This window comes from Streptomyces sp. 2131.1 (assembly GCF_900105515.1).
Lineage (GTDB): Bacteria > Actinomycetota > Actinomycetes > Streptomycetales > Streptomycetaceae > Streptomyces > Streptomyces drozdowiczii.
On record NZ_FNSY01000001.1, the window covers coordinates 3,228,689 to 3,241,808 of the forward strand.

Annotated in this window: 12 protein-coding genes; 10 read left to right on the forward strand and 2 right to left on the reverse strand. The window is 70.7% G+C overall.

Annotated features, from left to right (window positions below; translation table 11 throughout):
- Positions 1-112: 112 nt before the first annotated feature.
- Complete coding sequence (locus BLW14_RS14605; protein WP_093707737.1) at positions 113-1,279, forward strand: low temperature requirement protein A; 1,167 nt, start codon at positions 113-115, stop codon at positions 1,277-1,279.
- Between the two features lie 7 nt (positions 1,280-1,286).
- Here the strand turns inward: BLW14_RS14605 and BLW14_RS14610 are convergent, their stop codons facing one another.
- Positions 1,287-2,465 (reverse strand): hypothetical protein, encoded by a 1,179-nt coding sequence (locus BLW14_RS14610; protein WP_256332782.1) that lies wholly within the window; start codon positions 2,463-2,465, stop codon positions 1,287-1,289.
- 299 nt (positions 2,466-2,764) lie between these two features.
- Here BLW14_RS14610 and BLW14_RS14615 point away from each other — a divergent pair, with 299 nt between their 5' ends.
- The 9 genes from BLW14_RS14615 to BLW14_RS14655 all read left to right on the forward strand — a co-directional run bounded on the left by BLW14_RS14615 (position 2,765) and on the right by BLW14_RS14655 (position 12,447).
- Positions 2,765-3,547 carry a DUF4232 domain-containing protein gene (locus tag BLW14_RS14615; protein ID WP_093707738.1) on the forward strand — a complete coding sequence of 261 codons (783 nt, stop codon included), beginning with the start codon at positions 2,765-2,767 and terminating at the stop codon, positions 3,545-3,547.
- Positions 3,548-3,636: 89 nt separating this feature from the next.
- Positions 3,637-4,071: a DUF6892 domain-containing protein gene (locus tag BLW14_RS14620; protein WP_093707739.1), complete on the forward strand. Its 435-nt coding sequence runs from the start codon at positions 3,637-3,639 to the stop codon at positions 4,069-4,071.
- 77 nt (positions 4,072-4,148) lie between these two features.
- Positions 4,149-4,838, forward strand: coding sequence for a ribonuclease FAU-1 family protein (locus BLW14_RS14625; RefSeq protein WP_177153977.1), 690 nt, complete (start codon positions 4,149-4,151; stop codon positions 4,836-4,838).
- A gap of 279 nt (positions 4,839-5,117) precedes the next feature.
- Entirely contained in the window at positions 5,118-5,426 is a 309-nt protein-coding gene (locus tag BLW14_RS14630) for a hypothetical protein (protein WP_018101695.1), read from the forward strand.
- 190 nt (positions 5,427-5,616) lie between these two features.
- Positions 5,617-6,483 (forward strand): hypothetical protein, encoded by an 867-nt coding sequence (locus tag BLW14_RS14635; protein WP_093707741.1) that lies wholly within the window; start codon positions 5,617-5,619, stop codon positions 6,481-6,483.
- Between the two features lie 28 nt (positions 6,484-6,511).
- Positions 6,512-7,831 carry a hypothetical protein gene (locus BLW14_RS14640; RefSeq protein WP_093707742.1) on the forward strand — a complete coding sequence of 440 codons (1,320 nt, stop codon included), beginning with the start codon at positions 6,512-6,514 and terminating at the stop codon, positions 7,829-7,831.
- Positions 7,828-9,378: an SCO6880 family protein gene (locus tag BLW14_RS14645; RefSeq protein WP_093707743.1), complete on the forward strand. Its 1,551-nt coding sequence runs from the start codon at positions 7,828-7,830 to the stop codon at positions 9,376-9,378. Before BLW14_RS14640 ends, BLW14_RS14645 begins: the two co-directional genes overlap by 4 nt.
- Positions 9,379-9,416: 38 nt before the next feature.
- Positions 9,417-10,835 (forward strand): ATP-binding protein, encoded by a 1,419-nt coding sequence (locus BLW14_RS14650; RefSeq protein ID WP_093707744.1) that lies wholly within the window; start codon positions 9,417-9,419, stop codon positions 10,833-10,835.
- Between the two features lies 1 nt (position 10,836).
- A complete protein-coding gene (locus BLW14_RS14655; protein WP_093707745.1) occupies positions 10,837-12,447 on the forward strand; it encodes a type VI secretion protein in 1,611 nt (536 codons plus the stop codon).
- Between the two features lie 11 nt (positions 12,448-12,458).
- Here the strand turns inward: BLW14_RS14655 and BLW14_RS14660 are convergent, their stop codons facing one another.
- Entirely contained in the window at positions 12,459-13,016 is a 558-nt protein-coding gene (locus tag BLW14_RS14660; protein WP_093707746.1) for a GNAT family N-acetyltransferase, read from the reverse strand.
- Positions 13,017-13,120: the final 104 nt, after the last annotated feature.

Sequence of the window (13,120 nt, forward strand, 5' to 3'; positions counted from 1 at the left end):
GGACCGCCCGCAGACGGGCCATCGCTTTTCCCCCGCACCGGGCCCCGTACACACCCAGGCCCGGGCGCGGCCCGCCCCGCCCTACCCCGCCCAGCCGGAAGAATGCGCCCCCATGAGCTCATCGCCCCCCTCCCCCAGCTTCTGGCACCGCCCGATGGTGGCCCGCCGCGCCGACGAGCAGCATCGCGCATCGACGATGCTGGAGCTGTTCTTCGACCTCTGTTTCGTCGCCGCCGTCGCCCAGGCCGCCTCCGCCTTCGAGCACGAACTCGCCGCCGGCCGCATCGGCCACGCCGTCCTCGGGTACGCGATGGTGTTCTTCGCGATCTGGTGGGCGTGGATGAACTTCACGTGGTTCGCCTCCGCCTACGACACCGACGACGTCCCGTACCGGCTCCTGACGCTCGTACAGATCACCGGCGCGCTCGTCCTCGCGGCGGGCGCCTCCGAGGCGCTGGAACACGAGGACTTCACCGTCATCACCTGGGGCTACGTGATCATGCGGCTCGCCATGGTCACCCAGTGGCTGCGCGCCGCCCGCTCCGACCCTGAGCGACGCCGCACCTGCCTGGGGTACGCCGCCGGGATCTTCCTGGTGCAGATCGGCTGGGTCGTACGGCTGGCCCTCCCCGACGACACCGGGCTCGCCACTTTCGCCGTCCTCGTACTGGCGGAGATCGCCGTTCCCGCACTGGCGGAACGCAAAACCACCACCACCTGGCACCCGCACCACATCGCCGAGCGGTACGGCCTGTTCACACTGATCGTGCTGGGCGAATCCATCACCGCCGCCACCGGAGCCGTACGCACCGCCCTGGACACCCACGCGGCGCTCGGCGACCTCGCCGCCCTGGTCGCGGGCGGCCTGCTGACCGTGTTCGCCCTGTGGTGGCTCTACTTCGCGCAGAGCGCTCCCCGGCTGCTGACCAGTCTGCGTACGGCGCTGCTGTGGGGGTACGGCCACTACCTGGTCTTCGCGTCGGCGGCGGCCGTCGGCGCCGGGCTGGCCCTCAACGTCGCGCACACCGAAGGCCACGGCCACATCTCCGACCGCACCGCGGCAGCCGTCTACACCGTCCCGGTCGCCGTCTTCGTCGTCCTCGTCTGGCTGCTGCACCACCGCACCGCCGGCCTGCGCCGCGCGGCCGACGTCCTGCACCCGGTGGCGGCGCTCGCGGTCCTGGCGGCCACGTTCGCACCGTCACCCATCCTGACGACGGGCATCGTCACCGCACTCCTCATCGCCGCGACGCTGCTCCTGGCCTCCCGGAAGGAATGACGCGCGCTCAGCGGCCGCCCCGCGCCACCTGCCCCGGCAGGACGATCCCCTGCGCGTGGGCGGTCTTCCCCGGCCGCAGGGTCCACGGCACCGGGGGCGTGGAGGTCAGCCAGCCCTCGTCGATGAGCGTGCGCACGATGACCCCGCGCAGCTCCCGGGAGAGCTTCCGCCACCCCAGGCCCTTGCACAGCTGCCCGTACGACGGCCCGTGGCCGTGCCCCGTACGGAAGGCCACGGTGAACTGCGCGGCCTCGCGGCCGCTCTCCGGGTGGGCGGCCCGCCAGGTGTCGTAGGCGTCGAGGGCCGACCTGGGCATGGGCAACGGGGAGGGCGGGGTCATGAACCCGTTCGCGACGCGGATGAAGGCGAGATGGCAGAGCCGGCAGTTCTCGACGGCCTCCACGTGCCGCAGCAGCGCGGGGCTGACGTCCGCCTTCCAGGCCGCCCAGCTCTCCGGCGTGGCCTCGGCGGCGGCCGCCGCTTCCCGCGCCGCCAGCCGTTCCTCTTCCTCGCGGGCGAGTGCGGCGAGCTCCTCCGGGGTACGGAAGAGGCCCGCGAGATGCCCCACCGTCGGGCCGAGCCGGTACGTCTGCCCCTTCACCTCGGCGAGGAATCCCTTTTCCAGGAGCGTGGGCACCGCCCCGTAACAGGCGACGGGCAGCTCGGCCGGAGCGTGGCCGACCAGCTCGGCGGAGGCGTGGGCCGCGAGGAACAGCGCGGCCAGCCGGACCCCCGACGAGCTCTTCCGCACGGGCTTGGCCACCCGCGTACGCATGGACCAGCCCGACACCTTCGACCGCGCCTCCTTACCCAGGGGCAGCGCATGGCCCTGACCGGGAGTCATGCCCGGCACGACGATGCCGGCCGGCTTGTCCGGGTCGCCGTCGATCAGCTCACCGGACACCTCCCACCCGGCCGCGGACAGCTCGGCCACAGCCGCTTCCGGGTCCTCCAGCCGCAACGACCGCAGGTCGGTCCCCGTGAGGTTGCCGGTGCCCGTCCGGGCGGCCCGGATCCCCACGACGACCGCGAGGAGCTGCGCGTCGACGGAGTTGAGCGGCAGGGCGGCCACGTACGACAGGAGCGCGCGGGCGGCCTCCCCCTGGCGCGGTGTGAGCAGGAAGGGCGGCGGGGCGGCGGCACCGTCCCCGGCGGAAGCGGTCGTCAGGGGCGGCACGGCTGACACGGCTGACACGGCAGGCTTGGGCACATCACATCTAACGGTGATCGCACCGCCGAAGTCACGCGCGCGGACCGAACCCTTCCCGAATGACCACCGGCTCATGCCTGTCCCCGGTAGCCCGAAGGGGTGTCCGAAGCCCGTCCGGAGGGACGTCAGCGGGACGTCAGGGAGGCGTTAGCAGAACATGAGCGGCGGACGAGAGTCTTCTTGTGTCAGCCCGGAGGGGGAGCGGTTCGCCGCAGGTCCCGGGCCCTGACCGCACCGAGCCGATCATCCGACCGCCACACACTTCGGGGAATTCCATGCGTACGATCCGCAACCGCAAGCGCACCGCCGCCCTCGGCACCGCCGTCACCGCCGTGCTCGCCCTCGCACTCACCGCCTGCGGCGACGACGGCGGCACCAAGTCGGCCGGCCCGGCGGACAACTCCGCGTCCGCCGAGGCCACTGTGGCCGCCAAGGACACGGCCAAGGGCACCAGCAAGGACGACGCCCAGGGCGGCACGGCCTCCGACGGCGCGAAGACGGGCGGCTCCACGGACACGGTCTCCTCCAGCTCCGGCAAGTCCACGGGCGGCGCCGCGAAGACGGGCGGGGCCACCGGCGGCAACACCAGCGACGACTACGCCTACAAGCACCCCTGCAAGAGTTCCGACCTGTCGGTGCGCGTGTACGCCCGCGAGGGCTCGGCCACCCAGCACGTGATCGAGGTCAACAACACCGGCAAGAACTCCTGCGGCCTGAGCTACTTCCCGCGGGTCAGCCTGGGCGCCTCGAACGCCACGGACCACAGCGGCGACATCACCCCGCTGGTCCCGGGCGGCCTGGGCGGCGCCCCCGCGTACCCGGTGAAGCCGAAGACCGCCGCGATCGCCGTCATCGACCTCAATCCCGGCGGCGGCAACGGTGTGACCTGGGTCAACGAGCTGAACGTGCTCGCCGACGGCGACCACATGCCCAACGCCGACCAGCTCAACTTCCCGCTCGGCCCGGACGTGAAGGTCGGCGCCCCGAAGCTGGGCCTGTACGAAAGCAGCATCGCGGACGCGGTGGCCTCGATGAAGCAGGCGAACACGAAGCCCTGACCGGACGGGCCGTGGCCGACGGCAGCGAAGCACCCGGGCCCTCGGGCGGACCAGGACGGTCTGTCCGAGGGCCCCGCTACGATCCCGGCATGCCTGCCTTCCGCGACTTCAACTTCAAGCTCCTCGTCATCGAGAAGCTCATGTACGACGACGAGACGCTCACGCCGGCGTTCCGCATAGCCGACTGCCTGAAGGCGAAGGGCATCGACGACCCGCAGACCTACGCCTACGACAACGACCTCGCCTTCACCGTCCTCGACGAGGCCCGCGCCCACTTCGAGGCGCTGGAGATCAGCCCGGAACTGCTGGCGACCGTGGAGACGCTCGCTCTCGACGGCGGGCTCCGCGTGTACCAGGAGTGCTCCCCCGTCTGGGACGGCGAGGACGACCTCTACGACGTGGGCTCCCTCGACGACCTGGACCTGCTGCCCAACCTGCGGCTGATCTCGGGGGTGGACGACTGCGGCATGGGCGCCGCGTTCGACCTCGACGTCCTCGCGAGCCGGGGCATCGCCACCGACTGACGGCCCGTGAGCCGGCCCCGCGCGGGCCCAGGCGTCCGTACGTGTCCGCCATGCGCGTGGCGGGCATGATCAAACGCATGAAAGAGGACAAGAGGGACGCCGCAAGCAGCACTCCGGGCCAGATCCTGCACTGGAACTTCTTCATAGGCGGCCATCTCAGCGCCTCCGTACCCGTGCGCCTCGTCGAACGCACGGACGCGGGACAGCTGGTGTGGATGAAGTCGGGCACCCCGATGTGGCACACCGCCCTGCCACGCGGCATCACCCACCTCCGGGACATCGACCCGCACGAACGTCCGGCCGACGGCTTCCCCGTGGTCGCCGGCCGTTGGCCGATGGGCGACGCCCTCTTCTACCAGCCGACGGGGGCCGCGCACTCGGTGCTCTGGCTCTTCGGCCGCAGACACAAGTTCCGCGGCTGGTACGTCAATCTCGAACGGCGCGTCCACCACGGCGCCGACATCGACATCAGCGACCACGAGCTGGACATCAACGTCGCGCCGGACCGTACGTGGGCCTGGAAGGACGAGCAGTCCTTCGCGGAGAAGACCGGCCACCCGGCGTACTGGACGGCCGAGGAAGCCCGCGCGATCCGGTCCGAAGGAACGACGGTCGCACAGCTCGCCGAGGCCGGAACCTTTCCCTTCGACGGGTCCTGGTGCGATTTCCGGCCACCGTCCTCATGGAGAACCCCTCCCCGCCCGCCTACCCCGCGCCACCCGCTGCTCCGACCGACGAGCGCTCAGACCTGGCACCCCACGACTTGAACAGCGCGTCTCGATCACTTCGGGGCATCTCAGCCGGTCTGGCGCGATGACGATCATTGCCCGGCGTCACTCTCCGTGATACACAGAGTAACCATACGCATTTCGCCCACACACCGATTCGATCCGCAGGTCAGGGCGGCCAGACCGGTCAAACGTGCGAGATCCGGGTAAAGAGAGCCATGAAGCCGTCGTACGAATCCAGTTTCATCAGCGAAGATAGAGAGTGACTCGTGCCGTGCGGCACGGGCGCCGAACTACCCAATAGGGGCGGTGACTTACATGATCCTGGCAGCTGAAAAGGGCGACATCACCACCATCATCGGCGGAATCGCCCCGAACTGGGGGCCGTTCGGGACCCTGGGCAACGAGGCGCGCGTCATGATCGAGGTGGTGATGGCGATCGCCATCCTGCTCTGCCTCGGCATCGCGGTCTGGGGAGCGGCCAAGCAACGGATCGGTGCCACGGCTCTGCGCGACACGTTCAGCGCGGAACAGGGCAAGGGGCTGATCGTGGCCGGCCTGACCGGTGTGTTCATCATCGGATCGCTCGGAACCTTGTTCACCATTGTGTACGGGATGGCGGTCTGACCGGGCGTCACCCCTGACCGGGTCCCTCGTCCGCCCGTCCGCCCCACCCCTCCCATCCGTCCGTCGTGCCCACCGGCAGAGGTTGCGTACCCCTGATGTCGAGTCACCACACCGCGTCCACGCGGAGAGCAGCACGGCTACCGTCGTACTACGACACGGTCCGAGCAACGGTTGAGAGGGCGTACGCGGCATGAGTCTCGGCGACGAGGACGGCTACGGCAGCGACGCGGGACGCACGAGCGACGCCTACAGCACCATCGGCGGCACCCGCCAGACCCGCACCCGCCTGCCCGACGGCCCGGCCGGCGACGCCTACGGCCCCCGCCGCCCGGCCCGCAACTCCCGCTCCCTCATCACCTTCGTCGGCGTGGTGGTCCTCCTCCTGGGCGCCATCGCCTTCGCCAACATGGGCGGCGACGACGGCTCCGGCGGCAAGTCGGGCTCCGGCACCAAGGACAAAACCGGTGCGGCCCCGACAGCGGCAACGGGCACGAAGCCGGTAACCGGCAAGAACGGCACCATCCCCTCGGGCTTCGCCCACGACCAGCAGGGGGCGGAGAGCGCGGCCTCCAACTACGCGGTGGCGCTGGGGTCCGCCGACATGTTCGTCGCGTCCTCCCGCCAGACCATCGTGCAGGCGACGCATGACCCTGCCGTAGTCGGCAAGCTGACTACCGACCTTGACACGGCCTACTCGCCGAGCTTCCTCAAGAACGTGGGTCTGAACGAAGACGGCAGCGCCCCAAGTGGCCTGACATTTGTTTCCCGCACCGTCCCAGTTGGCACGAAGGTGGTCGAGCATGCCGCTGACTCAGCGACCGTCGAGGTTTGGTGCACCGGTCTGGTCGGCATGGCTGGTGAAGGTTCCACGAAGCCGGTGACCGAGACCTGGTTCACGATTTCGGAGAAGCTCAGGTGGACCGGAAACGACTGGAAGATCGAGTCGTCGAGTCAGACGGAGGGGCCCACTCCGGTCAGCGGTGACAATCGGGCGTCCTCGGCCGACGAAATCGCTGGCGCGGTGGAGGGATACGGAGGTTTCGTTTATGCCCGATAGCCGTCGCCGGAGCATCCGCTCCCTGACCATGCTGTCCGTTATTCCCCTGACGGTCCTGCTGACCTCACAGGCTGTGGCGGCACCATCTCCATCGCCGTCGCCCAGCAAAGAGGGCAATGAGGCCTGCGACCTCATCGTGGGGCTTGCCAAGGACTACTGCGAAGGGGACGGCGCCGGCTCGCACAAGTCCACCCCGCCCAACAGCACCGACCCCGCCCTGGACCCCCTCACCTCCCTCGGCCGCGGCTGCGCCGACGCCGCCGCGTGGATCGTGGGCAAGCTCAGCGACGCGGTCAAGGACACCGCCAACGTCGACTTCACGAACACCCGCTTCCTCCAGCAGTACGCCATCGTCTTCGCCGCCTCCACCGTCCTGACGCTCGTCCTCTGGCTCCTCGCCGTCGCCAAGCGCGCGATCCGGGGCGTGCCGCTCACCACCGCCATCTCCGAGGCCATCGGCTTCCTCTGGCTCACCGTCCTCGCCTCCGCGTTCACCCCGCTCATCCTCTACACGGTCGTCTCCGCGACCGACGGCGTCACCGAGGTCATCGCCTCCTCGTCCGGCGGCCAGACCGACGTCTTCTTCGGGTCGTTCGCCGAAGCGCTCAAGAAGGACTCCGACATCGGCGGCGGCCCGATCATGCTGATCGTCGTCTCGCTCGTGTCGATCCTCGCCGCCGGCATCCTCTGGCTGGAGCTCGTCATCCGCGCCGCCCTGCTCTACGTCGGCGCCCTCCTCGGGACCGCCGTGTACGCCGGGCTCGTCGACAAGAACATGTGGGGCCACGTACGCCGCTGGGCGGGCATCATGATCGCGGTGATCATGGTCAAACCGGTCATCGTCATCGTCCTCGGCCTCGCCGGTGCGCTCTCCTCCGACGACGGCCCCGACGCGTTCTCCGCCGTGGTCTCCGGCCTCGCGATCATCCTCCTGGCCATCTTCGCCTCGGGCATGATCTACCGCTTCGTCCCCGGCTTCGGCGACGAGATCCAGGGTGCCCGTACCAACCGCAAGCAGGCCACCGACGGCTCCCAGGCCGCCGCCATGATCAGCTCCCCCGCCGCGCTCGTCTCCCAGGGCATCAAGACCCACAGCAGCCGCGGCGGCCAGAACAGCGGCGCCACCGGCAGCGGCGGCGGCCGGCCCGCCAACCCGGTCAGCGGCGGAGTCGCCGCGCACAGCTCCCGCAACAGCGGGAGCGGAGTCGGCGGCGGATCTGTCCCCTCCGCCGCACCTCCGCCCCGCAGCGGCGCCGGCCCCACCTCCGGCACCCCCCACAGCAGCCGCAACGCACGCGGCGGTTCAGGCAGTACAGGTAACAACCGCACAGGAGGTGGCGGGCGTTGAGCACACAGTCCCATCCGATCACGCCCCGCCGTACGTATCTCATCGGCCGCGCCCGGCCGAACGCGATCGTCGGCAAGAACCGTGAGACGGGCGAGATCGCCCTGATCATCGCCGGCGCGTTCCTCGGCATGATGAGCGGCCTGCTCGTCCCCGTCCTCTCCCTGCGCATCGTGCTGCTCACCGGTTTCCCGCTCCTCGCCATCGCCATGGTGTACGTCCCGTACCGGCACCGGACCTTCTACAAGTGGTTCGAGATCAACCGCAGCTACAAGCGCTCCCTGCGCCGCGGCACCGCCTACCGCTCCTCCGCCATGGAGGCCGGCACCGGCGCCGACGGCCGCGAGGTCGAGATCGGCCCGCCCCCCGGCATCGGCCGGATCAACTGGCTCGCCGCCCCCTTCGGCCCCGACGAGATCGCGGTCCTCCTCCACGCCGACCGCCGCACCGTCACCGCCGCCATCGAGATCGAGGGCCCCGGCGTCGGCCTGCGCGACAGCGAGGACCAGGAAGCCCTCGTCGACCGGTTCGGCACCCTCCTCAAGCACGTCGCCAACGGGGACGGCTTCGTCACGCGCCTCCAGATGCTGGCCCGTACGCTCCCCGCCGACCCCGATGCCCACGCCAAGGACGTCGCCCAGCGCGGCGACAAGGGCTCCCCCCGCTGGCTCCAGGACTCCTACGACCAGCTCCAGTCCATGGTCTCCACCTCCAGCGAGCAGCACCGCGCCTACCTCGTCGCCTGCATGCACTTCAACCGCGAGCTCGCCGCCGAGGCCAACGCCATGGCCCGCGCCGCCCGCCCGCACGGCGGCCGCAAGCTCGACCGCGACGCCGGCCTCGCCGTCGTCATGGCCCGCGAGCTCACCGACATCTGCGCCCGCCTCGCCGAGGCCGACATCCGGGTCCGCCAGCCCCTCGGCCAGAGCAGGCTCGCCTCCCTCGTGCACTCCATGTACGACCCCGACCACCCCATCGACCACATCCAGGCCATGACCAGGCGCAACGCCTGGCCCGCCGAGCTCGACGCCGTCGAACCCACCTACCTCCAGGCCAAGACCCGCGAATCGACCACCCGCGCCCCCTGGTGCCACTCCACGGCCTGGGTGAAGGAGTGGCCGATGACCCCCGTCGGCGTCAACTTCCTGGCCCCCCTCCTCGTCCACACCCCCGACGTCATCCGCACGGTCGCCGTCTGCATGGACCTGGAACCCACCGAGATCGCCATCGAGCGCATGCTCACCGAGAAGACCAACGACGACGCCGAAGCCAGCCGCCAGGCCAAGATGAACCGCACCGTCGACCCCCGCGACATCGCCGCCCACGGCCGGCTCGACCAGCGGGGTGAAGATCTCGCCAGCGGCGCCGCCGGCGTCAACCTCGTGGGGTACATCACCGTGTCATCCCGCTCCCCCGAGGCCCTCGCCCGCGACAAGCGGACCATCCGGGCCTCCGCCGGCAAGTCGTATCTGAAGCTGGAGTGGTGCGACCGCGAGCACCACCGCGCCTTCGTCAACACCCTGCCGTTCGCCACCGGCATCCGCCGCTAACGCCAGTCCGCGACACCGAGAGGGAGGTCAGTCACGCCATGCGAGATCCGCTGTCCGCGTTGTCGGACGCCTTTACCGCCTTCCTCTTCGGGAAGGTGGAGACCACCCGGCTGCCCGTCCGTACCTCGACCGGCCAGGCCCAGGCCGTCTACCTGCCCACCGCCGCCCCCGGCCTCGGCGACTCCGGCGTGATCATCGGCCGCGAGGTGTACTCCGGCAAGGGCTACATCTACGACCCCTTCCAGCTCTACGGACAGCAGCTCCCCGCCCCGCACTGGCTGGTGCTCGGCGAGTCCGGCAACGGCAAGTCCGCGCTGGAGAAGACGTACGTGCTCCGCCAGCTCCGCTTCCGCGACCGCCAGGTCGTCGTCCTCGACGCCCAGGGCGAGGACGGCGTCGGCGAGTGGAACCTCATCGCGGAGGAACTGGGCCTCACGCCCATCCGCCTCGACCCCACCTCCGCCCTCAACGGCGGCATCCGGCTCAACCCGCTCGACCCCGCGATCACCACCACCGGCCAGCTCGCCCTGCTGCGCACCATCATCGAAGTCGCCATGGGCCACGGCCTCGACGAGCGCTCCGGCTTCGCCCTCAAGGTCGCCCACGCCTACGTCAACGCGACGACGACCGACCGCCAGCCGGTCCTCACCGACATCGTCGAGCAGCTGCGCCACCCCGAACCGGAATCCGCCCAGGCGATGAACGTCGACATAGACGACGTACGCGCCTGGGGCCTGGACGTCGCCCTCGTCCTCGACCGGCTCGTCGACGGCGACCTGCGCGGCATGTTCGACGGCCCGACGTCCTTCGGCATCGACCTCGACGCCCCGCTGATCGTCTTCGACCTCTCGCACATCGACCGCAACTCCATCGCCATGCCCATCCTGATGGCGATCGTCGGCGTCTGGCTCGAACACACCTGGATCAGGCCCGACCGCAAGAAGCGCATCTTCCTGGTCGAAGAGGCGTGGCACATCATCAACTCCCCCTTCGTCGCCCAGCTCTTCCAGCGCCTGCTGAAGTTCGGCCGCCGGCTCGGTCTCTCGTTCGTCGCCGTCGTCCACCACCTCAGCGACGTGGTCGACGGCGCCGCCGCACGGGAAGCCGCGGCCATCCTGAAAATGGCGTCGACCCGCACGATCTACGCCCAGAAGGCCGACGAGGCCAGAGCCACCGGCCGGGTCCTCGGGCTGCCCCGCTGGGCGGTCGAGATCATCCCCACCCTCACCCCGGGCATCGCGGTCTGGGACGTCAACGGCAACGTACAGGTCGTCAAGCACCTGATCACCGAAGCCGAACGCCCCCTCGTCTTCACCGACCGCGCCATGACCGAGTCGTCCGCGAGCGACCTCGTCCCCGACGACGTACGCGCCGCCGACCTCGAAGCGGAGGAACGCGCGGCCAGAATCGAGCACCAGCAACGGCTGAACGAGTCGTCCGAGTCAACGGTGGCGTGACATGGCAGGGAACGGCGGCGGGGCACGGCCCGGCGACGGCAAGGGGGGCGGCATCCCCGACGGCCTGCTCATAGGGCTGCTGGCCTTCCTCCTCGGAGTGACCCTGATGGCCTGGACGGCCACCGGATTCGCCGGCCTCCTCGCCCACGGTGCCTGGCCCGACGGCGTCACCCTGGCCGAGACGCCCCTGGCCCTGCGCCGACTGCTCGCGGCCCCGCACGACCTCCCCGCCGCCTGGCCGACCACACCACCGGACGAACTCTCCGGATACGGCCTGTTCTGGGGCCTGCTCATCGGCGAACTGATGGTGTTCGTGGTGCTGACGGTGTTCGTCATGGGCGTCGTCACCCGCTGGCGCGCCGTCCGGGCCGACCGCCGCGCGGAACGCACCGAGCGACTGGCACTCCTCGAACAGGCACGCAGGGAGGAACGGGCCCGGCGCCGGATCCAGCAGGGCAAGGGACGCGCCCGCGGCCGACGGAGCAAGGACGGGGAGTACGCGTACGAGGCGGCGCTCCCCGCACCCGAACCGGATACCGGGCGCAGAACAGCCCCCGTTCCCGCGGAGCCCGTCACCGAAACCGCGCCCGTAGCCGTCGTCGAACCGGAGACACAGCCCCTGCCGGCCACCACAGTGCCCGTCCCGGCGGTGACCGCCCCCACCGTCCCCTCCCCGCGCACCCCCCTCGTCCTCTACGGCCACGCAGCCACCCGCCGCGCCACCGCCGTCGAGGCCATCCGCGAGGCCGAGGGCCCCGTGCTCGTCGTGACGTCCGACCCCAGCCTGTGGGCCGAGACCAAGGACGCCCGCTCCAAGCTCGGCCCCGTCCTCGTCTACGACCCCGGCCACCTCTGCGACACCCCGGACCGGCTGCACTGGGCACCCACCACCGGCTGCGAACAGGCCGACCGGGCCGCCGAACGCGCCACCGCCCTGCTCGCCCCCGTCCGCCCGCAGGCCCGCGTGGACGCGGGGACGGCCGACACCGCCGAGACCCTGCTGCGCTGCTGGCTGCACGCCGCCGCCGTGGACGGCCGCCCCTTCCGCCAGGTGCACCGCTGGGCCATGGGCGGCAACGCCCACGAAGCGGTCCGCCTGCTGCGCACCCACCCGAAGGCGGCACCCGGGTTCGCCGGGCTCCTGGAGTCCGCGCTCACCGGCCACCCCGAACGCCGCGAGATGGCACAGGAGCTGACGGTCCGTGCGTTCGAAGCCCTGTCCTCCGTCCACGTCCGGGACGCCTGCACCCCAAATCGAGCAGATGCCCTCGCACTGGATTCTTTTGCGATCGAAGGGGGCAGCCTCTATGTGGTGGGTGAATCCATCGAGACCCCGCGATCCGGTCCAGGGACGATGCCCCTGCTCACCGCGCTCGCCTCAGACGTGGTCGAGCACGGCCGCCGCATGGCCGCACGGTCATCCGACGGCCGGCTCGACCCACCAATGACCCTCGTCCTCGACGACGTCGCGGCCGTCGCACCCCTGCCCCGGCTGCCGGACCTGCTGAGATCCGGCCAGACCCAGGGCCTTGCGACCATCGCCCTGCTCCGCTCCCAGGAACAGGCCCGCTCCCAGTGGACGCAGCAGCTCCGGACACCCAGCACCCTCTGACGCGTTACGGCTCAGGGTCGCGCAACCTCGTACTCCAGCTCACGCGCCGACGGATCCCCGGGCATCGCCACCGACTCCCCCGTCGGCACGAAGCCGAACCGCCGGTAGAACGCCGCAGCGCGCGGATTGTCCTCGTGCACATACAGCCGTACGCGCTCCAGCCGCGGCTTCTCCAGCGCCCACGCCCACTCCACGGCCGCCCGGAAGAGCGCATCCGCCACCCCCGAGCCCCGCGCCTCCGGCCGCACGAACACTCCGACCAGATGCCCCTGGTTCACCGACGCCGGCTCACCGAACCGCATCTCGACGTCCGGCCCCTCGACGAGCACGGTCACCGATCCCGCCCACGAGCCGTCGGGGCCCTCGGCAACGAACTGCCGCACCTCGCCCGCGCCGCCCTCGGAGGCGTTCACCGTACGCTCACGCCATGCGTCGTCCGCCCGCTTCACGCTCTCCTCGTACGTCTCCAGGAAGGCCACCGGCGCCGCCGGGTCCCGGAGCGCGGCCTGCCGGAGTTCCTTCACCGATTGCCACTCGTCGGCGCGCACCGGCCGTATCACGTAGTCCATGAACCGATCCTGACCCGCTCTCCCGCACCCACGCAAACGCATTCGCCCCGTCGTACCCCGGTACTACCCGCCCCCGCAGATCCCCCCACTGTCCGACGACCGGC